Source organism: Streptosporangium sp. NPDC005286 (genome assembly GCF_040607515.1).
Taxonomy (GTDB): Bacteria; Actinomycetota; Actinomycetes; order Streptosporangiales; family Streptosporangiaceae; genus Streptosporangium.
This window is the reverse complement of record NZ_JBEXGU010000002.1, coordinates 68,190-94,961: the sequence shown is the minus strand read 5'-3', so window position 1 is coordinate 94,961 and position 26,772 is coordinate 68,190. Positions and strand designations below refer to the sequence as shown.

Below are 26,772 nucleotides of genomic sequence, written 5' to 3'. Positions count from 1 at the left end.
CGGCCGCGAGCCCCGGTCAGCGGGAGGTCTGCAGGTACGCCTTGCGTTCGTCCGGGGTCAGCTCGCGGATGGTGCGGTCACCGGCGAGCCGGAGCACCTCCTCCATCGGGCCGCACACGTCGCACCGCCAGACCCGCACCGTGGAGTCGCCGTGCGCGGTGACGAGGTTACGGCTGTCGTGGGCGAACTCCACGCTCTCGACGGAGGCGCCGTAACCGTGGAAGACCACCGGCTCGCCCTCGCCCCCGGCCGCCTGGATCCTGACCGTGTTGTCGTTGCCGCTGCTGGCCACCCACTGCCCGTCGGGGCTGAAGGACACGCTCCACACCAGCCCCCGGTGGCCGCGGAGCACCACCGGCTCACCGCGTCCTGAGACGTCCCAGACCCGGACGGTACCGTCGCTGCCGCCACTGGCCAGCCGCCGCCCGCCGGGGCCGAAGGACACATTCCACACCATCCCCTGGTGGCCGCGGAGCACCACCGGCTCACCATGTCCCGAGACGTCCCAGACCCGGACCGTGCCGTCCTCACCCGCGCTCGCGACCCGCCGCCCGTCCGGGCTGAAGGCGACATACCTGACCAACCCCCGATGGCCGCGGAGCACGAGCGGCTCACCATGTCCCGAGACGTCCCAGACCCGGACCGTGCCGTCACTGCCCCCGCTGACCAGCCGCCGCCCATCCGGGCTGAACGCGGCGTTCCACACCGTCTCGAGGTGGCCGCGGAGCGCGACCGGCTCACCGCGCCCGGAGGCGTCCCAGACCCGGACCACACCGTCCCGCGTGGCGCTCGCCACCCGCCGCCCGTCCGGGCTGAAGGACACGCCGAGCATCTCCCCGCCACCGGGACTCAGTACCACCGTGCCGCCCTTGCCGGTGACATCCTCGATGCGGACCGTCCCGTCACTGCCGGCGTCGGCCACCCGCCGCCCGTCCGGGCTGAACGCCGCGTCCCATACCTCTCCGGTGTGACCGCGCATGATGGCGACGTCGCCCACCGCCGTCACGTCCCAGAGCCGTACGGTGCCGTCATCGCTCGCGCTGGCCAGCATCCGGCCGTCGGGGCTGAAGTCGGCGCTCCACACGGTTCCTCGGTGACCGCTCAGCAGCAGCGGGGCGATGGTGTCGCCCGCGCTCCAGACGTTGACCGTGCCGTCGTTGCCCACGCTGGCGATCCTGCGCCCGTCGCGGCTGAACGCCACCCCCTCCACGGTGCCGTCGTGCCCGCGTAGCACCATGGAGGAGCCGTCGCCCGGTATGTCCCACAGCCGCGCGGTGCCGTCGGTGCTCGCGCTCACCAGGCGCCGACCGTCCGGGCTGAACGCCACGTTCTCCACCGAGTTCTCGTGCCCGCGAAGCACGGTGGGCCGTTTCTTGCCCTCCGGATCCCAGAGCCGCACCGTACCGTCGCCGCCCCCGGTGGCCAGGCGCCGGCCGTCCGGGCTGAACGCCACCCCCAGGGCCCGCCCCTCGTGCCCGCGGAGCACGACCGAGGACGCGCCGGCCCACCCGCCGCCGCCCGCCTTCCACACCCGTACCGTGCCGTCGTCTCCGCTACTGGCCAGGCGCCGCCCGTCCGGGCCGAAGGACACGTTCCAGACCTCTCCCGTGTGCCCCGGGAGAACCGCGGGCCGGTCACCGCCGGTCAGATCCCACACCCGTACGGTGCCGTCGACGCCGGCGGTGGCCAGGTAGCGCCCGTCGGGGCTGAACACCGGGCTCCACGCCTGGCCTTCGTGCCCCCGCAACACGACCGGGTCCCCCGCCGGCAGGCCCTGCCCGGTCGTCCGCCACACCCGTACGGTCCCGTCACCGCTGCTCGCGGCCAGCAGGCGCCCGTCCGGGGAGAAGGCGACGCCGCAGACCTTGCCCCCGTCGACGGGCAGGATCAGACGCACCCGGGAGTCGACGACCGCCTGTCGCAGGACCGCGGCGGCCTCGACGGTGGGGCTGACCTCGTACGCCCGCCGGGCCAGCAGCAGGCTGAGCTGGGGATCGAGCTGGAGCTGGCCTCGGGCGTCGGCGGCGAGCTGGCGGGAGTGGGCGAGATTCTGCTCGTACCTGGCCCGATCCGCCTGGACGAGGGCCATCACCGCCAGCGCGCAGACCACCATGCCGACCGCCGTCACGCTGATCAGCACCCGGCGGGCCCGCCTGCTGCCCGCCGCGCGCTCGCGGGCCTCGCGCGCCCGCGCGGCCTCCAGGAAGGCACGCTCGGAGTCGTTGAGCCGGTCGAGCTCGCGACCGTCCCAGGCGGTCAGGCGTATCCCCCGGTAGAGCAGCTCGTCCTCACGCCCGTGCTGCTCCCACTCCGCCGCGGCCTCGGTGAGGCGCCGGTGCAGGCGTACCAGCTCCCGATCCTCGGCGAGCCAGCCCCGCAGCCTGGGCCACGAGCGGATGACCGCCTCGTGCGCCACCTGGACGCTGTCCTCGTCGACGGTGAGCAGCCTGGCCTCGGTGAGCCTGGTCAGCACGGTCGCCACCGCCGTGCCGTTCGGTCCGGACAGCAGCTCGTCGGGAGCGACGCGACGGCGGGTGTCCTCGGTGCCCTCGCCCAGCGCGGTCAGGCGCAGGAACACGTTCTTGACCAGATGGCGCTCCCGGTCGCCGGACCCGTCGTAGACCCGCTCGGCGCTCTGCGCGATCGCCCCCTGGATGCCGCCGGCGGCGCGGTACCCGGCCAGTGTCATCGCGTCGCCCCTGCGCCGCTTCCACGTCTCCAGCAGCGCGTGCGAGAGCAGCGGCAACGCCCCCGGCTCCCGGCGGCAGTCGCCGAGGATGGCCTCGACCAGCGCCCGGTCGACCTTGAGCCCGGCGCGGACCGCCGGTCCCGTGACCACCTGCCGCAGATCCTCCTCGTCCATGGGCCCGATCAGCAGCTGCCGGTCGCGCAGCGCGGCCACCAGCGGCGGGTACTCCGCGCACCGGGCGTAGAAGTCCGCGCGGACCCCCAGCACCACCCGCGCCCGGTCGTCGGTACCGTCCGCCGCGGTGAGCAGCCAGTCGAGAAAGGCCACCCGCTCCCTCTCGTCGCGGCAGAGCGTGAAGACCTCCTCGAACTGGTCGACCACTATCACGGCGCGCGCCGATTTCGGCCGTCCCTCAAGCAGCTGGCCGATGTCGAGGCGGGCGCTCCCGTGCTCGGCCAGCAGCCCCGCGTGGAGCACCGAGGCGCTGGCCCCCACCTCGTTCGCCATGGCGATCGCGAGCTCCTCCAGCGGATGCTCGCCCGGGGTCAGCAGCAGCGTCGGCCACGCCTTACTCCCCCACAGTGCCCCGTCCCACAGCGCCGGTAGCAGGCCCGCCCGCAGCAGCGAGGACTTGCCGCTCCCCGACGGGCCGAAGACCGCCAGCAGGGAGGTGTCCTCCAGCCGCGCGCGCAACTCACCGACCAGCTCCCGACGCCCGAAGAACCGGTCGGCGTCACCGGGATCGAAGGTCACCAGTCCCAGGTAGGGGGCGTCCTCGTCCTTTCTGGCCCGCTCCGCCGCGTCGGCCGAGGCGAACTCCGCGGCCAGCGTCCGCCACCGCTTCTCCCAGCCCTCGGGATCGCCGCCACACGCCTCGACGTAGGCCAGGGTGACCGCGAGCGTGGGAAAGATCTCTCCACCGGCCGCCTCCGACAGCGCGGTCACCGAGTAGTGCGCACGCCGGGACAGCTCCCGGTAACTCGGCCGCCCGGCCTCGGTCCGCAGCTGCCGCAACTCTGACGCGAACCGCTGTAGCGGACTCGCGTCGGGATCGAGAGCCCTTTCCGGTCGCCCCATTCAGCCCCCGCCGACACGCGATCGTCGCTCGTCTTCTCCCGAAGATCGATTCTGGACAAGCGAGATGCAACCATGCCTGGCCGTACCGGTCCAGTGGATGGCAAGAATCCCTTGTGGACATGACGAAATCGGCGCCCGTCGAAAACGACGTCGCCGATGGGCACCTCACCCCCGCACCGGCCCCTTGAGAAAACGGTGCGGGGGTTCTCGTGCCGCCGTTTCGGAATCGTTCTCATGCGATCCGGTGGCGAAGCGCCGGCTCCTCCGTTCCCCGGCGGAGGGCCGGCGGCCGGGCACCGCCAGAACCGACTTCGGCCTGCGGACCGATGTGGGCGGAGACGGGTCCCGGTGCTCGGGCGCGCCTCACGTCATCCAGCCGCTTTCGCGGCGCTCGTGGCGGGCGCGGTCGTGGAGGTACGCGGATGCGAGCAGGGCTACATCTCCGGCCTCGACACCGGGGAGGATGTCACATGGCGTCCCTTCGGTCAGCGAGCCGTCTCGTCGACGGCTTTACTCACCTGTTTAGCGGTTTCCGGTTTGTCCAGCACATATCTCATGCACTGGACAAACAACCCTTGGTGCGACGGCGGACCCACTTCCTCCCGTCATGACGTGTGAGCAGCCCATCGCCGATCCGGGCGAGACGCGCTCAGCTGTGCACCTTCTTCCCGTCCGCGCCGACCGCGTACCAGTCGGCGCCGAAACTGTTGAGGTCCTGCCCGGTCGTCTCGCCGGCCTTGGTGTCATTGATGAAGTAGTAGAGCGGGTAGTGGTTGTAGGTCACCTGGGTAGTGCCGTCATCCCGCTTGGTGGTGCCGAGCAGCTGCTCCTTGACGCCCTTGCCCGCTCTGGGCTTTCCATCCGTGAGGTACGGCGGCCACGCCTGCGCGCAGGGGCCGGAACACGACGACTTCCCGCCCTTGTCCTTCTCGAAGAGGTAGAGCGTGCGGCCCCCCTCGCCGACCAGTACCTTTCCGATCTTCGTATCTCCCAGCCGGACCTCGGCCCTGGTCCCCGACGGGGCCGAGGGCGAAGACGGTGCAGGGGTCCCCGGCGATGTGGGCGACGCGTTGACCTGGTTCGCGACCATCGGCTCGGTCGCGCTCCCGTCCCCGGCGCCGCACCCGGCCGCGAACACCCCCAGCGCGAGCACGCCGGCATGAAGCAACTTCCTCATCTCCGACCCTCCAGGTAGCGGTGTACTGCTGCTGCACAGCAGACACTCCGCGCCCCCGGCACAGAGCCACGACACGTACCGCTTGGCCATGCCTTTGCTCACCGCTGGGAGCCGCCGTCGAACGGGTGCCGGAGCAGGTTCCAGGCGGCGCCACGGTCCGGGCCACCCTGTGTCCCCTTCAACGCCTGTGCCCGAGAGCACATCGACCGGTAACCTCACCGACGAGACGCTGCTCCGCCCCGCACGCGACACCGACATCGCTCCTCAAGCACGACCCTTCCCGCCCACGACGCTCAGGGGCAGGGCCGCTCTCTGGATTCGATGCGAGAGAACTACAGATTGTGGGGTAAAGGTGGCGGTCGGACGGGGTACGCAGGCGGCGAGGGGAAGGCTACGGCTGTACGGGTGGATGCTCGCGCTGGCCGCAGTGGTCCTTGTCGCGGACCAGACTTCGAAGACCTGGGCGATCTCGGCGCTCTCGGACGGCGAGCGTATCCCGGTGATCCCACAGCTGATCCAGCTGCGGCTGCTGTACAACCCCGGTGCCGCGTTCTCGATCGGGGCGGGCACGACGTGGGTGTTCGCGCTGGCGGCGGCCATCGCGGTCATCGGCATCCTGTACACGGGGCTGCGGCTGCGCTCGGCCGCCTGGACCGTCGCGCTGGGCGGGCTTCTGGGCGGCGCCACGTCCCACCTGCTTGATCGCCTCCTGCGTTCCCCCGGGTTCGGCCGGGGGCATGTCGTCGACTTCATCGACTACGGCGGCCTGTTCGTCGGCAACGTCGCCGACATCGCCCTCGTCGGAAGCTGCGCCCTGCTCATGCTGCTCAGCCTGCGCAACGTCCCCCTCGGGGAGGTGGCCGACCGGGGGCATGCCTGAGTCGCGAGCCGCACCACCCCCGGGCCCTCTGCTCCTGCCACGAGAATTGCCGTGCCCCTGTCTCACCCGGCGGTTCCAGGAGGCCGGAGGTCTGCCAAGGGGGCGGCCCTGACCGATCCTTCCCCTCCTCCCTCTCCGGCTCTCCTCTGACGACGAGGCTGACTCCCGCGACCACCGGCTCGCACGGGGATGCCGCCGGCAGGCACATGGCAGCGCGCCCCGAAACCCGCACCCGTTCTCCTCCGCCTCTCCTGGAAGGCCGAGCGTGCCGGACCCGGTTGTGCGGCGCTTGCGGATCGCCGTGCCGGCCACCGCGCCCGTCCAGGGCACCGATGTCGATGTGCACACGGACCACGTGGGCGGGCGCGGCGGTGCGGCCCTCTAGTGGACGCCGGAGCGGCGGCGGTGTGCCTTCTGGCGGCATGCCGCGCCGCAGAACCTGGCGGGCCTGCCCGTGCGCGCGACGTGGATCGGAGCGCCGCACACCTCGCATCCCGACGGGCCCACCCCGGCACGACTTTCGTTACGCGGTGCTGCCGCCACCCATGTTTCGTTACGGTTGACCGTCACGTTGTCGCGTTTCGTCGCGCTGTCACGTCGCATCGCCCCCCGCGCGCCATCGCGTCCCGCCACGGCCGGCTCGGCCTCCGCGCGGGCGTCGTAGTCCGCGCGTGCGGCGGCGATCTCGTTCTGGTGCCGCTCCGTCCAGGTGACGAGCGACTGGATGGTGTCGTGCAGGGTCACGCCGAGCGACGTGAGATCGTAGTCGACCCGGGGCGGCACGACGGGGTGCACAGTGCGGCGCACCAGGCCGTCCCGCTCCAGATGGCGCAGGGTGACGGTGAGCATCCGCTGGCTGACGCCGTCGATCTCCCGGCTCAGCTCGGTGAACCGGAGGGTGCGCCGGTCGAGGAGCGCGATGACGAGCAGCGACCACTTGTCCGCGACACGGTCGAGGATCTGGCGGACCTCGCAGTCCTCCCTGGTGTCCCACTGCCGGGCGTCGACGTGGGAACCGGTGTCCGCGCAGTGACTCGGTGACTTCGAAGTGCCTTCTTCCATGGTCGTTGATAGTGCCCCATGATGCGACTACTTACAAGAGGGAACCAATCACGATCCCTCCCTTCCCCCAAGGAGCCGTCTCGTGTCCACACCACTGTCCCCACCGCCCGGCGGCGCCGACCGTACGGATCACATCGGCGGGCGCGCCCGGGGCATGCTGCTCGTGCTGTGCGGCGCGATCTTCCTGGAGGGGATCGACGTGGCGATGCTGAACGTGGCTCTGCCGTCGATCCGCGCCGATCTGGGCCTGACCACCGGATCGCTGAGCTGGGTGATGAGCTCCTACATACTCGGCTACGGCGGCTTCATGTTGCTGGGCGGCCGAGCCGCCGACCTGCTCGGCCGGCGGCGGATGTTCCTGGCGTGGCTCGGCGTCTTCGTCGTCTTCTCCGGCCTGGGCGGGTTCGCGACCGAGGGCTGGGTCCTCGTCGTCGCCCGTTTCGTGACGGGAGTGGCCTCCGCGTTCATGGCGCCCGCGGGCCTCTCCATCATCACGACGAACTTCGCCGAGGGGCCGCGGCGCAACCGTGCCCTGCTGGTCTACGCGGGTACGGCCGCGGCCGGATTCTCCCTCGGCCTCGTCGTCGGCGGCCTGCTGGCCACGGTCAGCTGGCGATGGGTGTTCTTCGCGCCGGTGATTCTGGCCTCCGCGATCCTCCTCGCCGCCCTTGCCCTCATCCCCGGCGACAGCCGCCCGCCCCGCTCCACCGGAGGCTTCGATCTGGCCGGTGCGATCACCGTGACCGGCGCGATGTTCGCGCTGGTGTTCGCGGTCGTCCGGCTGGAGGACCCCGGCTCGGGATGGGGCTGGACGGTCGCCGCGCTCGCCGCCGGGCTCGTGCTGCTCGCCGCCTTCACCGCGATCGAGCGGCGGTCGGCCGCACCGCTGATACGCCTGGGCATCCTGCGCTCGGGTCCGCTCGTCCGCGCCAACCTCGGCGCGCTGCTGTTCGGCGGCTCGTTCTTCGGATTCCAGTTCCTCGTCGTCCTCTACCTGCAGGAACTGCGCGGCTGGTCGTCGTTGCAGGCCGCCCTGGCCCTGCTGGTCGTCGGCATCGACGCCGTACTGGCCCCCACCCTCACCCCCCGGCTGGTGAACCGCTTCGGCAACGTCCGGGTGATCCTCGGCGGGCTGTGCCTCGCCGCCGTGGCCTACGCCCTGTTCCTGCCGGTCGGTCTCGACTGGACGTACGCGGCGATGTTCCCGACCATGCTCCTGCTCGGTCTCGCCTTCGCCCTGGCGTACGGGCCGCTCACCATCGCCGCGACCGACGGCGTGCCCGAGAGGGAGCAGGGGGTCGCCGGCGGCCTGCTGTACACCTCGTTCCAGTTCGGCTCGGCACTCGGCCTGTCGGCGGCGACCGCCGTCAACGTCGCCGCCACCGGGGCCGGCGGATCGCTCCTGGCGGGGCTCGACGGCTTCCGCGCGGCCCTGTTCGTCCCGGTCGTGATGGTCGTCGCGGGAGCGGCCATCATGGTGTCCGGCCTTCGCGGGCGCACCGGGTCCGGCGGCACCCGCCACCGGACCCCGGTCGTCGCCGAGGCCGGGTAGGGCGGGCGTTCCGGGATATCGACAGGATCGGCGACGCGCTGGGTGGGGACCGCTTCGCGACCGACTTCGACCACGGTGACGGGCCGGCGCCCGATGAGGCCCGATCGATCGTCGACCGGGCCCCCGTGCATGACCCTGCACCCCCGTGTGGAGACGCCCATCAGGTCAGAAGGCGTCGCCCCAACGGCCGCAGTCGTCGAACTTGTCGGTGCCCTCGCACACCCGGACCTTGAAGTCGTCGAAGCCGCTGCTCCCCTTGAACCCGCCGAACCGGTCGATGTCACCGTGACCGAGGGTCTTGAAGACCTTGGTGTGCGAACCGAACCGGTCGTGCCACTTGAACCACACGTAGCTGTAGGAGCGGTCGCGGTCACGGTCGAACAGGTCGCCGTAGAACCAGTAGCGGCCGCCCTCCTTGGTCCAGTAGCCCTTGAAGTAGGACCGGTGCCCGAAGTCCTCGCCTTGGCCGAAGCCGGAGTAGTAGGGGCCGAAGAAGTGCTTGCTGAAGGTCTGTGCCTGCTGCGGGGCGGTCGCGGTGGTCGTCGTGCCGGCGGTCGAGGCCGTCGCCGCCGGGGCCACGGCCACACCGGCCAGCAGTGAACCGGCCAGGGCCGCTCCGGCGAGAAGTGCGCGCTTCGTGCTCATGTTCATGCTCCCGTGAGTGCGGTGTGGAAACTTGTCGTTCGGACACCACAGACGTTAGAAAGCTACGAAGAACCCTTCTGCGTACGAATCCACACTCATCCCCGAGAGTGCACTATTACGCATTCCCGCCCTGCCATGACGGCCGAGGGACCCGCACCGCGGCGGTCCGGGATCGAACGGCTCCCGATGCCGGCGCCACCCGAGTCATGATCACGTCATCGCTCCGGCAGGGATCTCCATGAGGGCGCGCTGGATCGGCCGGGCGACGGTATCGATCATTACGGTGCTGGCGCGTGAAGATCCTCATGCTGACGGGCGCCGCGGCGTCCGCCCTCGTCCTGTCCCTGCCCGCCATCGCCGCGACGGTACCGGCCGCTCTTCCCGAGCCGCCGTCCGTCACCGTCGCCCGAACCGAACTCGACCAGTTGAAGACGGCGGAACCGCGCCCGATGACCGGCTACTCCCGCGCCAAGTTCCCGCACTGGTCCGCGCAGGGCGGCGCCTGCAACACGCGCGAGAAGGTCCTCGCCAGGGAAGGCTCGCTCGTCTTCCAGGACGGCCGGTGCCGGGCCATCTCCGGCACCTGGAGGTCGGCCTACGACGGGAGGATGATCGCCTCCGCGAGCCAGGTCGACATCGACCACATGGTCCCCCTGGCCAACGCGTGGCGCTCCGGCGCCGACGGCTGGACCACGGAGAAGCGGGGCGAGTTCGCGAACGACCTGAAGAACTCCCAGCTCATCGGCGTTTCCGCCGCGTCGAACAGGAGCAAGGGCGACCAGAGCCCCGACCAGTGGCGCCCGCCGCTGGTGAGTTACTGGTGCACCTACGCGCGCGCCTGGACCGACGTGAAGTTCGACTACGGCCTCACCGTGACCGACGCCGAGCGGGCGGCCCTGAAGAGCATGCTCGACACCTGCGACGCGGAATGAACGAGCGGTACCGGTCCGAGGTGACCGCCGGTCCCGGTGGGGTGATGACCGACGAGGTGGGAACCGTCACCGGAGACCTCACCGTGGTCACCGAGATCGCCGGCGGCCAGGCCGCCGTCCGCGTGCAGTACACCGGCGCGGAGGAGTGGTACGTCGCCACGGGCAGCCCGCTCCCCGTCTCGGCGGGCAGTGGCGAGGGGATCCACGAGGCGGTGGTGGCGATGATCCGGCACGGCGCGCCCGAGGGCGTCGCCCAGGCGACCGGCTGACACCACCGTCGACGCCCCGCTCTCCGGCCGGCGGGGAGCGGGGCATCTCTCGCGCGTACCAGGCCGGCGCGGGCGGTGCTCCTGGTCGTGGTCGGCCCGGGATCGTCCAGTCGCCGATGAGGGGGTACGCGGATCTGCGTACGGTGAAGCCTCGGGTGAGCGGATGTCCCGGCGCGGCCGCGCGCCCAGACTCTGCACATGCCGACCATGCTCATTCGTGCCTTCCGCGTGCCCGACCTCCGGAAGAAGATGCTCTTCACTCTGGCGATGATCACGCTGTTCCGGTTCGGGCAGATCCTGCCCGCGCCCGGCGTGAACGTGGTCGCGGTGCGGGAGTGCCTGAACACGACCCGCGGCGGGCTCATCGACATGTTGCAGCTGTTCAGCGGCGGGGCGATGCTGAAACTGTCGGTGTTCGCCCTCGGGATCATGCCGTACGTCACCGCCGGCATCGTGATCCAGTTACTCACCGTGATGGTCCCGCGTCTGGAGGCGCTCAGGAAGGAGGGGCGTCAGGGGCAGGCGAGGATCACCCAGTACACGAGGTATCTGACGGTGGCGCTGGCCGTGCTCAACGCCACCACCGTCGTGTCGCTGGCTCGCGCGGGCCGGATCTTTCCCGGCTGTGACCGGCAGATACTGCACGACCGGAGCCCGATGACGATCGCGGTGATCGTGGTCACCCTGGTGGCCGGGACGTGCGTGATCATGTGGCTGGGCGAGCTGATCACCGACCGGGGGATCGGGAACGGCATGTCCATCCTGATCTTCACGCAGGTCATCGCCGTGTTCCCCTCCTACATGTCGAACATCTTCCTGCTCAGCCCGTTCGCCCTGGCGACGATGCTGGTCGCGGGCGTCTTCCTGGTGGCGGCGGTGGTCTTCATGGAGCAGGCGCAGCGACGGATCCCGGTGCAGTACGCCAAGCGGCTGGTCGGGCGCAGGATGTACGGCGGAACCTCGACCTACCTTCCGCTGAAGGTCAACCAGGCCGGGATCGTCCCCGTCATCTTCACCTCGTCCCTGCTCTTCCTGCCGCAGCTGGCGATGCAGCTGATGGGCGGCACGGGACCGGTCGCGGCGTGGATCGCGCGCTATCTCGTCTCGGGCGACCACCCGGTCTATGTGACGACGTACCTGGTGCTGATCGTGGCCTTCACCTACTTCTACGTGTCGATCACCTTCGATCCCGCGGAGGTGGCCGACAACATGAAGCGGTTCGGCGGGTTCGTGCCCGGCATCCGGCCCGGACGCCCCACCGCGGAGTACCTGCGGTTCGTGCTCTCGCGGCTGACGGCCCCGGGAGCGGCCTATCTCGGCACGCTGTCGCTGATCCCGATCATCGCGTTCATGCTGCTGCGCGATCCGGCGACCCAGCAGAACTTCCCGTTCGGCGGAACCACGGTCCTCATCATGGTCGGGGTGGGCCTGGACACGGTGAAGCAGATCGAGGCGCAGCTGGAGCAGCGCGACTACCGGGGCTTTCTCAGGGGATCGTCAACCCGGATCTGACCGCGAAGACGACCAGCTGGGCACGGTCGCGGGCGTGCAACTTGACCATGGCGCGGCTGACATGGGTGCGAACCGTCTCGGGGCTGATGACCAGCTCCGCGGCGATCTCGTCGTTCGATCGGCCGGTGGCGACCCAGGCGACCATCTCCCGCTCCCGGGGAGTGAGGGTGTCGAGGCCCTCGACCGGGGTGATGTCGTGCCGGCCGAACAGCCCGATCACCTTCCTGGTGACGGACGGGGAGAGCAGGGCCTCGCCCGAGGCGACGACCCTGATCGCGTGGGTGAGCTCCTCGGGAGCGCTGTCCTTGAGAACGAATCCGCTGGCCCCGGCCTGGAGGGCGGCAAAGATGTACCGGTCGACCTCGAAGGTGGTGACGACGACCACCCGGGTGGCGTTGAGCGCGGGATCGGCGGCGATGGCACGCAGCGTGTCGATGCCGTCCATGCCGGGCATCCGGATGTCGAGGAGGAGGACGTCGGGACGGGTGTCACCGAGCAGCCGGAGAGCCGCGGCGCCGTCCGCGGCCTCACCGGCGAACTCCAGGTCGGGCTCCCTGTCGATGAGCGCCCTGAGCCCCATGCGCACGACGGCCTGATCATCGGCGAGCGCCACACGGATCGTGCCCGCCGGAGAAGTCACGCGGTGTCCTGCGACGTCAGCCACCGCGGGGCGTCGGTCGTGGAGCTCTCCGGCCTCACGCGATGTCCGGGGAAGGCTTCACGTCGTGCCCGGGGGGAGCCTCGTGCGGTGCGCGGGGAAAGCAGGCCACGACCTGGAACCCGCCGCCCTCGCGAGGGCCCGCGCTGAAGGCGCCGCCGGCCTCCGTCACCCGGACCCGCATCCCGGCCAGCCCTCGGCCCTCGTCCGTTCCGGCACGGCCGCTCCCCCTGTCCGCGACCTCCAGAACGAACCGGCCCGGGTCGCCGGAGACCCGGACCAGGGCTCTGGTCGGGCCGGCGTGGCGCAGGACGTTGGTCAACGACTCTCGCACGACGCGATAGACCGTGCCTTCGAGGTGCGAGGGAACGCTCGGCTCGGCCGGTTCGACGTCGACGGGCAGCCCCGCCGCGCGCACTCCGTCGATCAGCCGGAGCAGGTCGTGGTCGGCGGCCACCGGGTCGATGAGGTCGAGCGCGGAGCGGAGCTGGTTGAGCGCCCGCACGCTGGTCAAGCGGATCGCCTCCAGCGACTCGCGAACCTGGTCTGGCCGCTCGTCGAGCATGAGCAGGGCGACCCCGGCCTGCATGGCGATGGTCGCGAGGCCGTGCCCGGCGGCGTCGTGCACCTCGCCCGCGATGCGCGCCCGCTCCGCGGCGATCAGCTCCCGTGCGCTCGTCGACGCCCGCGCCGTCTCGCCGACCGGCTCGGTGACCGTTTTCACCAGCAGCGCCGGACGGACCGGCGCCGCGGTCAGACCCCAGCTCGCCGGGACATCCGTGCCCGTGACCCGGTCGCGCGAAGTCTCCGTGTCGAGGGCCTGGCCCGCCGGGACACCCGCGCCGGAGAACCTGGCCGCGACACCCGCGTCCAGTGGCTGACTGGCCGCGCTGCGGGCCTGGACGAGACCGCTGGACGGCCACGGGATGGCCAGCCAGCCCACCCAGGCCAGCATGAGGATGACCGGCAGGTCACGGACCCGGCCCAGGCGGGAAAGCGCCACCGCGGCCGCCGCGAGGGAGGCGTGCGGACGGCCGTCCGGATGCGTGGGCTCGGTCACCGTCCTCCATCAGAACAGACTCGGGTGAACCGATCCTAGCCAGTGCCGGGCGGTCCCGTCCGGACCCGGAGGTGAGCGTGCCCTGACCGCCTACCGGCGGTCTCGCAGGGATTCCAGCAGGCGCGACAGCTCCTCGGTGACGGCCGGGAGGTCGCCGGGATCCGTCGAGCGGGCCAGCCACAGGGCCGCCTCGTTCATCGCGCCGGACAGCAGCCGGGCCAACGGCTCCACGGGCCGGCGGGCGATGACCCCCGCCTCGATCAGCGTGACGAGCGCCTCGCTGAGGTGCCGCGCCGAGGACGCCTCGTCCATGGCCCGCCACTCGTTCCAGCCGAGCACCGCGGGGCCGTCGACGAGCATGATCCGCTGTATGTCGGGGTCGCGGCTCACCGCGAGGAAGGCCCGGCATCCCGCGACCAGTTGCTCCCACGGGTCGTCGTGCGCGTCCGCCGCCGCCGAGACCCGCTCGCCCACCTCCCGCTGCACCTGCCCGACGACCGCGTGGAAGAGGGCGGCCTTGCTGTCGAAGTGGTGGTAGAGCGCGCCCTTGGTCACGGCCGCCGCCCTGACGATCTGCGCCAGGCTCACCGCGGCGTACCCGTGCCGCGCGAACAGCGTCCTGGCCTCCGTCACCAGCGTGCGCCTGGTCTCCAGTCGTTGCCGTACCCGATCCATCGCGGCCTCCATCATTGGCATACCGATGGTATGTTAACCTCACATACCGACGGTATGTGAATATGTCGAAAGGAGGGGGCCGTGTCCCTCACCAATTCCCTCAGCAAGTCCCTCACCAGCTTCTACCCGGTCGTCTGCACCGATCGGATCACCGAGTCCCGTGACTTCTACCAGCGGTTCTTCGGCTTCGAGACGGTGTTCGAGGCGGACTGGTACGTGAGCCTGCGACGGCCGGAGCCGCCGTACTACGAGCTGGCGCTCGTCGACCACGACCATCCGACCGTGCCGGAGAAGTACCGCTCGGCGGTGCGAGGGCTGATCCTCAACTTCGAGGTGGCCGACGTCGACGCCGAGCACGACAGGCTGGTACGACGGGCGGGACTCCCGGTCGAGCTGACACTGCGTACCGAGGAGTTCGGGCAGCGGCACTTCATCGTGGCCGCGCCCGACGGCGTGCTCATCGACGTGATCACCCCGACCGAGCCGTCCGCCGCCTACGCCGGACAGTACGCCGCTCCGTGACCCGGTGCGGCTCCGGCTGTTCCGGTCTCTCCGCGGACCAAGCGGTTCAGCCCCGGCCCAGCCGCCTGCCGAGGCGCTGGGCCGGGGCCTCGATCAGCCGGTGGGTCAGGTAGCAGAGCGGCAGCAGAGCGAGGAAGAAGAGCGGAAGGTTCGGGCTCACCCGCAGCAGGAGCGGGTGGAGCAGGTAGAGGGAGAAGCTGATCACCCCGAGGTGGGCGAGCCACCGGGGGAACGACCTGTGCCGCAGCGCGAACGCGCCGCCGAAGAAGGCGGCGGCCAGCAAAAGCGCGGGTGCCCAACCGGGATCGTCCTTGGCGAGGGCCCCGCAGGCCAGCACCGTCAGCACGGCGGCGATGGCGGCGGGCCATCGGATCGTCCCCTGCTCGGCACGGTAGACGGCCGTACCGGCGAACATCATGGCCGGCACGATCAGGCCCTGCCAGGCACCGATCCTGCTGCCCAGGACCACCAGCGCCAGCCCGAGCAGGCCGCCCGTCACCGCGGCGGCCGTGCGCGCCCCGCCGCGCGCGGCCGCCGACACCACGATGACCACGACGACCGCGACGCCGAGGAGCGCGGCGACCAGGTCGGCGCGGCCACCGATGACCGGACGGGGCAGCAGGAGTCCGAGAGGTACCGCCGACACCGCCAGGACGATCGCGACCACCGCCGACCGGTGCGCCTGCCGCACGGTGAACAGCCCGACCGCCATCAGGTAGAACGCCATCTCGTAGGAGAGCGTCCACATCACGTCGATGACGGCGGGCACGCCGAGCAGCTCCTGCAGCATCGTCAGGTTCCCCAGGGCGACGAGCGGCGCCGGGCGGGCGCTCACGCCCGGGTGGAGGACGAACGCACCGGCGTAGGCGAGCAGGAACGCCAGGCCGAGCGCGGCGAGCAGCAGGGGCAGGAGGCGGAATGCCCGGCCGACCCAGAAGACCCGCGGGTCGCCGCGCCGCTCCAGGGAGGCGGGGATGATATAGCCGCTGACCAGGAAGAACACGAAGACGCCCCAGGTGCCGACGTCGATCCTGCGGTCCACCTCGGCCCAGAGGTCCGGGATGAAGGTCCACCCGGAGTGGTGCAGCGCGACGGCCAGCGCGGCGGGTCCCCGCAGGGCGTCCAGCCAGGCCAGCCGGGAGGGAGTCGGGGCCATTCGCCCGACTTTAGGCGATAGAAACTAGTTCTCGGGTGCCGCCCGGTCCGCGGTGTCAACAGCCCGGTGAACCGGCCCGCCTCTCCGTGGACGGGCGTCACTGCTTGCGGCGGTCCGGCGCGGGCACTCCCAGGAGCAGCTCGCGGACGGCGTTCCAGGTCCGGTGGAGGGCCGCCTCGACCTCGGGAGACCTGTCCCCGAGGATGCGGGCCCAGGCGCCCCGGTCCCCGGGCAGGACGCTGGCACCGGCCCGCAGCCCGGTGCCGGCGAGCACCGCGTGCATCGTGTCGGCCACGACCTGCGCGGGCTGCGCGGCGGTGACGACGTACAGGGAGGACAGCAGTCCGAATCCGGCCATCACCGCGGGTCCGGTCACCGGCCGTTCCCCCGGCACCAGGCGGAGCGGGTCGGCGAAGAGCAGCCGTGCCGAGGTGTCACGCACCTCGACGTCGCTGCAGTACGCCGTGTACGCGTGCCGCTCCCCCCGCGCCAGCCTGCCGGCCATCAGCGTCTCGCCCAGCACCACCGTCGCGTCCGCCGCGACGGTGACACGGAGCCGCTGGTAGTACCGCGAGCCGGCGAACGGGATCGTGGTGTCCGGCAGGTACTCCAGGTAGCCGCCCGGCCCCGCGGTGAGGTTGACGAGCTGGGTGGCGTAGTCCTGTTCCATCCGGTAGATCCGGGTGGCGGCCTGGGTGGTCAGGTGGACGGACGAGCCCTCGCCGCAGGAGACGTCGACGCGGTAGCGGTCGCCCTGGAGAACGCCGCCGCCGGACGACATGAACATGAGGTACGGCATGTCCGGGCGCTCGGGGTCGTAGTACAGCGGGCGGGCGATCTGCAGCGGCGTCTTCTGGTAGTGACCGGTCAGCTCGGTCCGCCCGCCGGCCCGCTCGAACGCCAGGTGCAGGATCCCGACCTTGCCGGGGCTGCCGACCGGCAGCATGTCCAGGTCGGCGGCATGGCGCGCCACCGAGCCCGGCAGCCACTCCGGCTGGTAGCGCTCCGGGACCAGATGGTCGATCACCGCCCCGGAGCGCACATCGCCTCCAGCCGCGCCTCGATGAAGTCGGCGACCTCGGTGACACCGGTGCCGGCCAGGCAGTCGGTCAGCACGACCGGCCCCGCCCCGCGCACCGTGTGCGCGTCCCGTTCCATCACCGACAGGTCGGTGCGCACGTACCGGGCGATGTCGATCTTGTTGATGACCAGCAGGTCGGAGTCCGTGGTGCCCGGGCCGCGCTTGCGCGGCATCTTGTCGCCCGCGGCGGTGTCCAGGACGAAGATGTAGACGTCGGCGAGCACCGGGCTGAAGGTGAGCGTCAGGTTGTCGCCGCCGCTCTCGAACAGCAGCATGTCGATGTCGGGGAACCGGTCGAGCAGCTCGGCCGCCGCCGCCAGGTTCATGCTCGGATCGTCACGGACCGCGGTGTGCGGGCAGGACCCTGTCTCGACCCCGACGATCCGCTCGGAGTCGAGCACCCCGGCCATCGTGCGGCGGACGTGTTCGGCGTCCTCCTGTGTGTAGATGTCGTTGGTGATCACGCCGGGGCTGTGCCCCCTGGCGATCAGGATGGGGGCCAGCATCTCGATCAGGGCCGTCTTGCCGGATCCGACGGGCCCCCCGATACCGACCTTGAACACCTTCCGCGGTTCCATCTCGTGCCCTTTCAGGTGATGAACAGACGGGCCGCCGCCCGCTCGTGCGCGGCCGAGACCGTGTCGGCGATGGGTACCGAGCCGTTCAGGTCCATGGGGTCCTCGGCGGCGAGCGCCGCCCGCGCGACCCGGGCGAGGTCCGGCCGGACCTCGCCCAGGATCCGCTGGGCCCGGCGGAAGTCGGTGCGGCCCAGCCGCACCGCCGCCGCCGTCCAGCCCGCGGCGAAGGCGTACAGGTCACCGGCCACCGCGTGCGCGACGGGCACGCCCATGCCCGCGTGGATCACGCCGACCACGACCGCGTGGTTGCCCGGCGCGGCCCTCTCCGCCACCAGGGCCGCCAGCCGGGCCGCCTCCGGCGAGGCGAACGCCCACACCGCCGTGTCGAGGACCTGCCGGCCGGTCCTGACCGAGGCGGAACGCTGCTCGCGGTTGAGTTTGATCGCGTGCAGCCGCTGGTCGACCTCGACCAGCCGGTCCCAGTCGCCCGCTCCGGCGGCGCGGTGCGCCAGCACCAGGGCCGTCGCGTCCCCCGGCCCCACCGAGTTGTACAGCAGGTCGGTCAGCAGGCCACGCAGGTCCGCCGATCCGGTCGCCCCGAGCTGGACGTACCCCTCCAGCCCGTGCGAGAGCGTGTACAGCCCGCTCGGGAAGCCGGAGTCGGTGAGCTGCAACTGGGCGAGCAGCGGGCCCAGGTCGGTCAGGCTCATCAGATGAAGTAGAGCCTGTTCAGCGGCAGCTTGGTGGCCGGCTCGATGCTGACCGGCTTGCCGTTCACCGAGACCTTGTAGGTCTCCGGATCGACCATGATGTCGGCCAGCGTCGAGTTGCGCAGCATGTGGCGCTTGTCGACGGTCCGGCACTGGCGTACGCCCCGGACGGTCCGCTCCAGGCCGAGCCGCTCGGGCACGCCCGCGTCGATCCCGGCCTGCGACATGAAGGTGACGCAGGTCTCCTTCAGCGCGGTGCCGAAGGCTCCGTACATCGGCCGGTAGTAGACCGGTTGCGGCGTCGGCAGGGACGCGTTCGGGTCGCCCATCGGGGCCCAGCTGATCATGCCGCCCTTGACGATCAGGTAGGGCTTGGCCGCGAAGGAGTGCACCTGCCAGAGCACGATGTCGGCCAGCTTCCCGTCCTCCAGCGAGCCGATCGTGTCGGCCATCCCGCAGGTGCGGGCCGGGTTGATGGTCAGCTTGGCCAGGTAGCGCAGCACCCGGAAGTTGTCGTTGCGCGCGGAGTCCTCCGGCAGCGCCCCCCGCTTGTCCTTGCAGTGGTGGGCGATCTGGAAGGTGCGGGTGAAGGACTCGCCCACCCGGCCCATCGCCTGCGAGTCCGACCCGATCATGCTGATGATGCCCAGGTCGTGCAGGACGGTCTCGGCGGAGATGGTCTCGGCGCGCACCCGGCTCTCCGCGAACGCCACGTCCTCGGGGACGTCGTAGCTGAGGTGGTGGCAGACCATCGTCATGTCCAGCAACTCGTCCACCGAGTTGGCGGTGTAGGGCAGCGTGGGGTTCGTGGAGGCCGGCAGCACGTTGGGCTCCCCGGTCACCCGCAGGATGTCGGGGGCGTGCCCGCCGCCCGCGCCCTCGGAGTGGTACGTGTGGATCGCGCGGCCGTTGATCGCGCTGATGGTGTCCTCGACGAACCCTGCCTCGTTCAGCGTGTCGGTGTGGATGGTTATCTGGATGTCGTACTCGTCGGCGACGGACAGCGAGCAGTCGATGACGGCGGGCGTGGTCCCCCAGTCCTCGTGCACCTTCAGCCCGCAGGCGCCCGCCCGGATCTGCTCCTCCAGGGAACCCGGCAGGCTGCTGTTCCCCTTTCCGTACACCCCGATGTTGATCGGAATGGCCTCGTACGCCTGCAGGATGCGGGCGATGTTCCACGGTCCCGGGGTGCAGGTGGTGCCACGGGTGCCGTCGGCCGGACCGGTTCCCCCGCCGACCAGGGTGGTGATCCCGTTGCTCAGCGCGTTCTGCGCCTGCTGCGGGGAGATGAAGTGGACGTGGGTGTCGATCGCGCCGGCGGTGGCGATGAGGTTCTCGCCGGAGATCACCTCGGTGCCCGCGCCGATGACGAGCCGCCGGTCGACCCCGTTCTGGGTGTGCGGGTTGCCCGCCTTGCCGATCCCGGCGATCCTGCCGTTCTTGATACCGATATCGCCCTTGACGATGCCCAGGATCGGGTCGATGACCACCGCGTTGGTGATCACCACGTCCAGGGCGGCCGTGGCGTTCCGCGAGGCGGGGTCGGCCGACATCCCGTCGCGGGCCGTCTTGCCGCCCCCGTACTGCGCCTCGTCCCCGTAGTGCCCCTCGGTGTGGTCCTTCTCCACCTCGACGACGAGGTTGGTGTCCCCGAGGCGGATCCGGTCCCCCACCGTGGGGCCGTACATGGTCGCGTACTGCTTACGACTGATCGTGGTCATCGGGGTTCAGCCCTTCTTCGCGGAGCCTGAGGAGCCGTTCTTCTTCGACGAAGCCGCCGCGGACCTGCCCGGCTCGTCGAGATAACCGCGTTCGCGCATTCTTTTCAGCGCCTTGCGATGCGCCTCGTGCGAGCGAACGCTTCCGTTGAGCAGTCCACCGAAGCCGACGATCCGCAGGCCCCCGCCGTACTCGACCAGCTTTACCTCCTTGGTGTCTCCGGGTTCGAACCGGACGGCGGTGCCGGCCGGAATGTCAAGGCGCTTGCCGAACGCCTTGTCGCGGTCGAACCTCAGCGCGCGGTTGGCCTCGAAGAAATGGAAGTGCGAGCCCACCTGAACGGCCCGGTCACCGGTGTTGTGCACGGTCAGCTTCACCCTGGGCTGACCGGCGTTCAGCTCGATCTGTCCCTCGCCGTAGATGTAGACGTCGTCATCCGACATGGGATGTCGCCCCCCTCAGGTTCGCCACCGCCCGGAAGCCGTGGTGATGGTCGTCGTGGTCATCGTCGTGGTCATCGTCGTGGTCGTGGCGATGTCCGGCCGCCGCGGACGACGGTCCGCCGAGCCGTAGGAGCGCGCGTTCCCCGGGCATCACTTCCCACCGACGGGATCGTGACAGGAGACCAGCTTGGTGCCGTCGTCGAAGACGGCCTCGACCTGCATCAGCTTCAGCATCCCGCGTACGCCCGGCAGCACGTCGTTGGGCCCGACCACCTGCTTGCCCAGCTCCATGCACTCGGCGACCGTCTTGCCGTCCCGTGCCGCCTCCACGATCGCCGAGCTGATCAGCGCCACCGTCTCGCCGTAGTTCAGCTTCAGCCCGCGCCTGCGGCGCTGCTCGGCCATCTGGGCGACGAGGAAAATGAGCAGCTTGTCCATCTCGCGTGGTGTGAGATTCATCGGGGTCCTTTCTCCGCACGGCTATCCGGCGCGCTGGATTTTCGTGAACATCGGGATGGCCGCCAGGAACACCCAGGTCACCAGGACGAACGGCCAGGTGAGGGTGTGGCCGCCGGTAACGGCGAACAGGTTGCCGATACCGGCGGTCAGCGCCGCCGCGGACACCACGCCGATCACCGCGTAGACCGCGCTCACCCGGTTCACCAGCATGAACGTGCCCCACAGTGCGAGCCCGGCCAGCACGGCGTTGTAGCCGTACAGGCCGGCCCCGAGATCGGCGGCCTGCGCGCCCAGCGCCCAGCCGGTGAGCAGGCCGACCAGGCTGGACAGGAGCGCCACCAGCCCGGTCACCCAGCCGGCCACGAACAGCCCGATCAGGAAGATCAGGCCGACGTACCACTGGTTCTGGAAGAACACCTGGCCGATGCCGCTGAGCGTGCCCCGCCAGAAGTCGTGCCAGCTCATCGCGGTGCCCGGAGCGGTGGCCGACGGCGGGGCCGAGCGCGCGTGCTCCGCCCAGATCCGGCTGAAGGACGGCCCGCCGATCACCATCACGCTGGTGACCACGCAGAAGGGCGCGGTGAAGGTCGGCAGGTTGTACGGGGTGAGCAGCACGTTCAGCGCCGAGGTGAGCACGCTCCCGGCGATCGCCCCGGCGACGACCAGGAGCACGGTCATCCACCGGGCTTCCAGGTAGAGCACCAGGCTGACACCGATCAGCGTGCCGCAGAACCCCTCCAGCCCCACCGAGACCCGGTCCCAGGTGACGCCGAACAGGTACGCGGTGGCCGTGGCGACGAGCGTGCCCAGCAGGCCGAAGACGCCGAACCGCCAGCCGCCGACGAACAACGCGACGATGAAGATCAGGCCCGTCCAGTGGTTGGGCTGGAGATCGACCTGCGCGACCCCCCGGGGGATCGTCAACAGGTACTCCAGCGCGCGGCGCCCCCCGACAGGGTGCTCACCTCCGGGTGAGCCCGACGGCGGAAACGCCGATGTCATAAACGTCGCCCTTCCCGCCACTGACACGCGTCCTGCCCATGGACGGCCATCAAAGGTGAATCCACGATGTGGGCACACAGCACTACTTTCCATGTGCCGAACCGGCAAAAATCAACCAAGGCCAGCATTCGGTCAAATATCAAAGGTGCTGAGGTTAACTCCCGACTTAGACGCCAACCATGTGAGCTAGGGCATCTCTGTCGGCAGGCGCAAAAAGAGCCGAAGGAGCAAACAAGACGAAGGGGCCCATAATGTCAGTCGGAATGAGCAGCTGGATATCAAGCGGGCTGAACACCGGTGATTCGGCCTGGATGCTGACCAGCACCGCGATGGTGCTGCTGATGACTCCGGGGCTGGCCTTCTTCTATGGCGGCATGGTCCGTTCCAAGAATCTGCTGACAACGCTTTACATGAGTTTCATCTCGATCAGCCTGGTGACCATCATCTGGTTCGCCTACGGATACGGGCTGGCCTTCGGGAGGGACCTCGGTGGCGCCGGGCTCATCGGCTGGAGCGATTTCCGGTTCGCGAACATCACCCCCGAGACGCTGTACCAGCAGATCCCCACGTACGTCTTCGCACTGTTCCAGCTGACCTTCGCCATCATCACGGTCGCGCTGATCAGCGGCTCGATCGCGGGACGGGCCCGGTTCGGCCCATGGATGCTCTTCGGCGTCCTGTGGATGACCCTGGTCTACGCGCCGGTCGCCCACTGGGTGTTCTCCAACACCGGCTGGCTCAAGCAATGGGGCGTGCTGGACTTCGCCGGCGGGCTGGTCGTCGAGCTGAACTCGGGCATCTCCGGGCTGGCACTCGCACTGGTGCTCGGGCCGGGTGTCGCCTTCCGGCGCAAGGACGCCCCGCAGCCCGCCAACATCCCCCTGGTCCTGCTCGGCCTGGCCCTGCTCTGGTTCGGCTGGTTCGGTTTCAACGCGGGCTCCGCGCTGACCGACGGCCCGCTGGCCGCCAGGGCGTTTCTCAGCACGATGATCGCGGGCTGCGCGGGGATGCTGACCTGGCGGCTGGTGGAGTGGATCCGCTTCCGGCACCTGACCAGGATGGGCTCGGCCAACGGCGTCCTGGCCGGACTGGTGGCCATCACCCCGTCCTGCGCGTTCGTCAACGTCGAGGGCGCGCTCGTCGTCGGCATCGTCGCCGCCATCGTGTGTACGTACGCGGTCGAGATGAAGCTGGTCCTCGGCTACGACGACACGCTGGACGTGACAGGCTTCCACGGGGCCGGCGGCATCACCGGCATCCTGCTGCTCGGGTTCTTCGCCACCGGCGAGCTCGTCGGAACCCCCGGCCTCTTCTACGGCGGTTCGATCGCGCTGCTGGGCAAGCAGGTGGTCGGTGTCCTGGCCGTCGGTCTGTACAGCTTCATCGTCACGTTCATCATCGGGAAAGTGGTCGACAAGCTGTTCCGGATGCGAGCGACCGAGGAGGAGCAGCGCGTCGGCTCGGACGTGGGCTTTGCCGAGGGGTGAGCCCGGCGGCCACCATGACGAGTCGCCGCCATGACCCCTCACCGCCGATCGGACCGCCCTGTTCACGTCAGCTGGCGCGTCAGGCCCCAGCTGCGCCACGGTGAGGGCGAAAGGCATCATCTGACCAGCCTGCAGGGGCTGGCCGCGTTGTCGCTCGACGCTCTCAGCTCGGTCGCCTACGGACCGGAGGCGATCGCGCTCATCCTGGTCGCCGCCGGTGGCGCCACGATCGGTTACACGCTGCCGATCACCCTGGCCATCGTCGGGCTGCTCACGGTGCTGGTGATCTCCTACTGCCAGGTGATCGCCGCGTATCCGAACGGCGGCGGCTCCTACGCGGTGGCCAAGAACGATCTCGGCGAACGGGTGAGCCTGCTGGCCGCCGCGGCGCTCATCGTCGACTACGTGCTCACCGTGGCGGTCAGCCTCGCGGCCGGTGCCGCCAGCCTCGCCTCGGCCTTCCCCGTCCTGGCCCCGCATCTCCTGGCGATCTGCCTGCTGGGACTGGCCCTGCTGACCGTGGTGAACCTGTACGGCATCGCCGACAGCGCGCGGGTGCTGATGCTGCCCACCGCGCTGTTCGTGGTGAGCATCCTCGGCGTCGTGGTGCTGGGGCTGGCCCGCTCCCATCCGGCGGCCGTGGTGGGGACGCCCGTGCACGTCCCGGTGACCGACGCGCTGGGAGTGCTGCTGATCCTCAAGGCGTTCTCCTCCGGGTGCTCCGCGCTGACCGGCGTCGAGGCCATCGCCAACGGCGTGCCCATGTTCCGCGAGCCGCGGGTCGCGCGGGCACAACGGACCGAACTGCTGCTCGGCGCGCTGCTCGGGGTGATGCTGATCGGACTGGCGCTGCTCATCCACCGCGACCGGGTACAGCCCCGGCAGGACGTCACCGTCCTCGCCCAGCTGACCGCCGGCGCCTACGGCACGAGCTGGGCGTACTACGCGACCAACCTCGTGGTCATGCTCGCCCTGGCACTGGCCGCCAACACCAGCTTCGGCGGCCTGCCGGTCCTGCTGAGCCTGCTGGCCCGCGACAACCGCCTGCCCCACCTGTTCGCGCTGCGCACCGAACGTCCCGTCCACAGGTACGGCGTCGTGGCCGTGGCGGTGGCGGCCGCCGTGATACTGATCGCGGTGGACGCGCGGACCCACAGGCTGATCCCGATGTTCGCCATCGGGGTGTTCATCGGCTTCACGATCAGCCAGGTCGGCCTGGTCAGGCACTGGACGACCCTGCGCCCGCCCCACCGGCTCGGCAAGACGCTGCTCAACGGCACCGGTGCCCTGCTGACCGCCGTCGCCACCCTGGTGCTGCTCACCACCAAGTTCCTGGAGGGCGCCTGGGTGGTCGTCATCGCCATCCCGCTGCTCATGCTGCTGTTCGCCCGCGTCGAGCGCTACTACACCGCGGTCGAAAAGCAGCTCGGGCTCGGGCGGACACCTCCCAAACCCACCCGGCCCGCAGCGGTCGCCGAGACCGGGAAAGTGATCATCATCCCGGTCTCGGACATCACCACCAAGACGGAACGGGCCGTCAGCGCGGGCCTGGCCCTCGGTGGCGAGGTGGTGGTCGTCGCGGTGCGTTTCACCGAGGAGGGGGTGGACGACCTGCGGACGCGGTGGAACCTGTGGGATCCGGGGGTCCGTCTTGAGATCCTCGGCAGCCCGCAGCACACCGTGGTCCGTCCCGTTCTCGACTACATCCGGCAGGTCGCCGACGGCGGAAAATGGGTCGCCGTGCTCATTCCCACCGTCGAACCGCGGCACTTCCGCCACCGGGCCCTGCACAACCAGCGTGACCTTTTCCTGATGGTCACGCTACGGGAGCACACGGATGTGCTCGTCTGCCTGCTGCCCTTCCGAATCGGCATATAGACGACACCGGTGATTGAAGTGGCCTTTTGTGCCATGCGTTACCTATAGGCTGATTTGAGTATCACGCCATAAGCTGATTTAAGTGTCACACTCGGCAGTTGGGTCGCCCGAATTGACATGATATTTCCGGCGAAAATGCCGGTCCCCCAGAAGCAATACCTAATCCTCCGCAAGCCAGCCGACTTTCTGATGGTCGCTTTGCCCTAAGCAGGAATGGCCGGTGCGAGCATCGCCAGAGAGGCAGAACCGATCATGACATCTGGGGGAAAAATGCTTCGAAAACTAATCCTGGCGCTGGCCCTGGTCACGGCGACCGGATCACCAGCCGCCACGGCCTGGGCGGACGAGGCGTCCACCGCCCCGGTGGCGCAGGCGGCCGTCGCCGCGCCGGCCGCGCAGAAGGCGGGTAAATGTGATCCCGGATCGCCGTGCGCGGCGGTCAACTGCGGCCCCGGCCGCGTCTGCGTGCCCTCTCCCAAGCAGTGTTTCACCACACCGTGCCCGCAGTACGACTGCGTGCCCATAGGCAACACGGTCGGCCAGCCGTCCTACCCGGGCTGGCACCCGCCGTACCCGGACTGGCGGCCCCCGTACCCGGGCTGGCGCCCGCCCTACCCGGCCGGCTACCCGATCCCGCCGTACCCCGGCTGGCGGCCCCCGTACCCAGGCTGGCGGCCCCCGTACCCGGGCTGGCGCCCGCCCTACCCGGCCGGCTACCCGATCCCGCCGTACCCGGGCGGGCGCCCGCCGTACCCACCGCACTGGCCTCCCTACCCTCCCCGCTGAGGGACGGCGGACCGCTTCCTAGGGAAGTACTCCCGTTGGAGGCTCCTCACCCTTGACCGCGGCGAACGTCGTGCGGGCCATGGACCGCGGCGGCTCATCCGCGCCATACGGAGTGGAGTCTGAATCACGGATACAAAGGCCCAGGTCATCGATTGACGGCCTGGGCCTTTACGCTGTCAGATTCCAGGCCGTATATTCGCGATCTCCGTCGCGGAACGGAGAATCGGTATCCGCGTCGGCAGGACCCAGCTGGATCAGCGGCCCGACGACAGACGGGACATCGGATTGGCTCCTCTCGCGGTCGACGACGCCGGCAACGAGCTGACCGCCTTTCACCACGGCGCCGAGACCGTGCCTCCCGGCGACGCCCCGCTCCCTCTCGCCCTGGTCGCCCTGTGGTCTCGCGGCCGGTTGCTTCTGGTGTTCAACCGCTACCGCCAGAAGTGGGAACTACCGGGCGGAATGATCGATGCGGGAGAGACGCCACGCCAGGCCGCCGTACGTGAACTCCACGAGGAGACCGGCTTCCACATCACCCGGCTGACCTTCTCCGGGTACGCCGAGTACGTCCTCGGACCCGAACGACGCACCGAGTACGCGGCCCTCTACCAGGCCGACGAAGCCGCGCCGCACGGCGCGTTCACCCCCGACGACGAGATCGAGGACATCGTCTGGTGGCACGGGCAGGAACTCCCCGGCCGCGTGCAGAACCTCGACACCACGCTGGCAGCACTTTCCCGGCTGTGAGCTTTCCGCAGGAGCG

24 protein-coding genes and 1 pseudogene are annotated in these 26,772 nt (G+C 70.1%); 10 read left to right on the top strand and 15 right to left on the bottom strand.

What is annotated here, in order from left to right:
- Positions 1-16 precede the first annotated feature (16 nt).
- Together ABZU75_RS01665 and ABZU75_RS01660 are read right to left on the bottom strand one after the other, a co-directional pair.
- Positions 17-3,703 (bottom strand): hypothetical protein, encoded by a 3,687-nt coding sequence (locus tag ABZU75_RS01665; RefSeq protein ID WP_355548079.1) that lies wholly within the window; start codon positions 3,701-3,703, stop codon positions 17-19.
- A 712-nt stretch (positions 3,704-4,415) separates the two neighbouring features.
- Positions 4,416-4,943: a hypothetical protein gene (locus ABZU75_RS01660; RefSeq protein WP_355548070.1), complete on the bottom strand. Its 528-nt coding sequence runs from the start codon at positions 4,941-4,943 to the stop codon at positions 4,416-4,418.
- A gap of 352 nt (positions 4,944-5,295) precedes the next feature.
- Between ABZU75_RS01660 and ABZU75_RS01655 the strand changes: the two genes are divergently transcribed.
- Positions 5,296-5,823 carry a signal peptidase II gene (locus ABZU75_RS01655; RefSeq protein ID WP_355548067.1) on the top strand — a complete coding sequence of 176 codons (528 nt, stop codon included), beginning with the start codon at positions 5,296-5,298 and terminating at the stop codon, positions 5,821-5,823.
- Positions 5,824-6,204: 381 nt separating this feature from the next.
- Here the strand turns inward: ABZU75_RS01655 and ABZU75_RS01650 are convergent, their stop codons facing one another.
- On the bottom strand, positions 6,205-6,885 hold the full coding sequence (locus tag ABZU75_RS01650; protein ID WP_355548064.1) for a helix-turn-helix domain-containing protein: 681 nt from the start codon (positions 6,883-6,885) through the stop codon (positions 6,205-6,207).
- Between the two features lie 82 nt (positions 6,886-6,967).
- Here ABZU75_RS01650 and ABZU75_RS01645 point away from each other — a divergent pair, with 82 nt between their 5' ends.
- Positions 6,968-8,437, top strand: a complete 1,470-nt coding sequence (locus tag ABZU75_RS01645) for an MFS transporter (RefSeq protein ID WP_355548061.1) — start codon at positions 6,968-6,970, stop codon at positions 8,435-8,437.
- A 165-nt stretch (positions 8,438-8,602) separates the two neighbouring features.
- Here the strand turns inward: ABZU75_RS01645 and ABZU75_RS01640 are convergent, their stop codons facing one another.
- Positions 8,603-9,082 carry a hypothetical protein gene (locus ABZU75_RS01640; protein ID WP_355548058.1) on the bottom strand — a complete coding sequence of 160 codons (480 nt, stop codon included), beginning with the start codon at positions 9,080-9,082 and terminating at the stop codon, positions 8,603-8,605.
- Between the two features lie 293 nt (positions 9,083-9,375).
- On the opposite strand from ABZU75_RS01640, the gene ABZU75_RS01635 reads away from it, so the two are divergent.
- The 3 genes from ABZU75_RS01635 to secY all read left to right on the top strand — a co-directional run bounded on the left by ABZU75_RS01635 (position 9,376) and on the right by secY (position 11,795).
- Positions 9,376-10,014: an HNH endonuclease family protein gene (locus ABZU75_RS01635; RefSeq protein WP_355548055.1), complete on the top strand. Its 639-nt coding sequence runs from the start codon at positions 9,376-9,378 to the stop codon at positions 10,012-10,014.
- Positions 10,011-10,283: a hypothetical protein gene (locus tag ABZU75_RS01630; RefSeq protein WP_355548052.1), complete on the top strand. Its 273-nt coding sequence runs from the start codon at positions 10,011-10,013 to the stop codon at positions 10,281-10,283. The genes ABZU75_RS01635 and ABZU75_RS01630 overlap by 4 nt, the downstream gene beginning before the upstream one ends.
- 198 nt (positions 10,284-10,481) lie before the next feature.
- Positions 10,482-11,795 carry a preprotein translocase subunit SecY gene (gene secY, locus ABZU75_RS01625; RefSeq protein ID WP_355548049.1) on the top strand — a complete coding sequence of 438 codons (1,314 nt, stop codon included), beginning with the start codon at positions 10,482-10,484 and terminating at the stop codon, positions 11,793-11,795.
- Here secY and ABZU75_RS01620 read toward each other — a convergent pair.
- From ABZU75_RS01620 to ABZU75_RS01610, 3 genes are all read right to left on the bottom strand, one after another.
- Positions 11,770-12,435, bottom strand: a complete 666-nt coding sequence (locus ABZU75_RS01620; protein WP_355548046.1) for a response regulator transcription factor — start codon at positions 12,433-12,435, stop codon at positions 11,770-11,772. The two genes, secY and ABZU75_RS01620, sit on opposite strands and share 26 nt — an antisense overlap.
- Before the next feature lie 55 nt (positions 12,436-12,490).
- Positions 12,491-13,513: a histidine kinase gene (locus tag ABZU75_RS01615; protein WP_355548043.1), complete on the bottom strand. Its 1,023-nt coding sequence runs from the start codon at positions 13,511-13,513 to the stop codon at positions 12,491-12,493.
- Positions 13,514-13,603: 90 nt separating this feature from the next.
- Positions 13,604-14,203: a helix-turn-helix domain-containing protein gene (locus tag ABZU75_RS01610; protein WP_355548260.1), complete on the bottom strand. Its 600-nt coding sequence runs from the start codon at positions 14,201-14,203 to the stop codon at positions 13,604-13,606.
- A 66-nt stretch (positions 14,204-14,269) separates the two neighbouring features.
- Between ABZU75_RS01610 and ABZU75_RS01605 the strand changes: the two genes are divergently transcribed.
- Positions 14,270-14,710, top strand: coding sequence for a VOC family protein (locus ABZU75_RS01605; protein ID WP_355548039.1), 441 nt, complete (start codon positions 14,270-14,272; stop codon positions 14,708-14,710).
- Between the two features lie 46 nt (positions 14,711-14,756).
- Here the strand turns inward: ABZU75_RS01605 and ABZU75_RS01600 are convergent, their stop codons facing one another.
- The 8 genes and pseudogenes from ABZU75_RS01600 to ABZU75_RS01565 all read right to left on the bottom strand — a co-directional run bounded on the left by ABZU75_RS01600 (position 14,757) and on the right by ABZU75_RS01565 (position 21,780).
- On the bottom strand, positions 14,757-15,866 hold the full coding sequence (locus ABZU75_RS01600; RefSeq protein ID WP_355548036.1) for an acyltransferase family protein: 1,110 nt from the start codon (positions 15,864-15,866) through the stop codon (positions 14,757-14,759).
- A 97-nt stretch (positions 15,867-15,963) separates the two neighbouring features.
- Entirely contained in the window at positions 15,964-16,908 is a 945-nt protein-coding gene (locus ABZU75_RS01595) for an urease accessory protein UreD (protein WP_355548032.1), read from the bottom strand.
- Positions 16,890-17,525 carry an urease accessory protein UreG gene (gene ureG / locus ABZU75_RS01590; protein WP_355548029.1) on the bottom strand — a complete coding sequence of 212 codons (636 nt, stop codon included), beginning with the start codon at positions 17,523-17,525 and terminating at the stop codon, positions 16,890-16,892. The genes ABZU75_RS01595 and ureG overlap by 19 nt, the downstream gene beginning before the upstream one ends.
- 11 nt (positions 17,526-17,536) lie before the next feature.
- Entirely contained in the window at positions 17,537-18,235 is a 699-nt protein-coding gene (locus ABZU75_RS01585; RefSeq protein ID WP_355548026.1) for an urease accessory UreF family protein, read from the bottom strand.
- The gene (ureC, locus tag ABZU75_RS01580) at positions 18,235-19,956 is read right to left on the bottom strand and encodes an urease subunit alpha (RefSeq protein WP_355548022.1); all 1,722 of its coding nucleotides are present in this window, start codon (positions 19,954-19,956) and stop codon (positions 18,235-18,237) included. Before ureC ends, ABZU75_RS01585 begins: the two co-directional genes overlap by 1 nt.
- Positions 19,957-20,091: 135 nt before the next feature.
- Positions 20,092-20,397 (bottom strand): annotated as a pseudogene (locus ABZU75_RS01575) (urease subunit beta); the annotation flags it as partial.
- A 150-nt stretch (positions 20,398-20,547) separates the two neighbouring features.
- Positions 20,548-20,856 (bottom strand): urease subunit gamma, encoded by a 309-nt coding sequence (locus tag ABZU75_RS01570; RefSeq protein WP_355548019.1) that lies wholly within the window; start codon positions 20,854-20,856, stop codon positions 20,548-20,550.
- Positions 20,857-20,877: 21 nt separating this feature from the next.
- Positions 20,878-21,780 carry an urea transporter gene (locus tag ABZU75_RS01565; protein WP_355548016.1) on the bottom strand — a complete coding sequence of 301 codons (903 nt, stop codon included), beginning with the start codon at positions 21,778-21,780 and terminating at the stop codon, positions 20,878-20,880.
- A gap of 341 nt (positions 21,781-22,121) precedes the next feature.
- Between ABZU75_RS01565 and ABZU75_RS01560 the strand changes: the two genes are divergently transcribed.
- From ABZU75_RS01560 to ABZU75_RS01545, 4 genes are all read left to right on the top strand, one after another.
- Entirely contained in the window at positions 22,122-23,345 is a 1,224-nt protein-coding gene (locus ABZU75_RS01560; RefSeq protein ID WP_350966257.1) for an ammonium transporter, read from the top strand.
- 30 nt (positions 23,346-23,375) lie between these two features.
- The gene (locus ABZU75_RS01555) at positions 23,376-25,223 is read left to right on the top strand and encodes an APC family permease (RefSeq protein WP_355548012.1); all 1,848 of its coding nucleotides are present in this window, start codon (positions 23,376-23,378) and stop codon (positions 25,221-25,223) included.
- A 270-nt stretch (positions 25,224-25,493) separates the two neighbouring features.
- Complete coding sequence (locus ABZU75_RS01550; protein ID WP_355548009.1) at positions 25,494-26,009, top strand: hypothetical protein; 516 nt, start codon at positions 25,494-25,496, stop codon at positions 26,007-26,009.
- Positions 26,010-26,294: 285 nt separating this feature from the next.
- Positions 26,295-26,756: an NUDIX hydrolase gene (locus ABZU75_RS01545; protein ID WP_355548006.1), complete on the top strand. Its 462-nt coding sequence runs from the start codon at positions 26,295-26,297 to the stop codon at positions 26,754-26,756.
- Positions 26,757-26,772 lie beyond the last annotated feature (16 nt).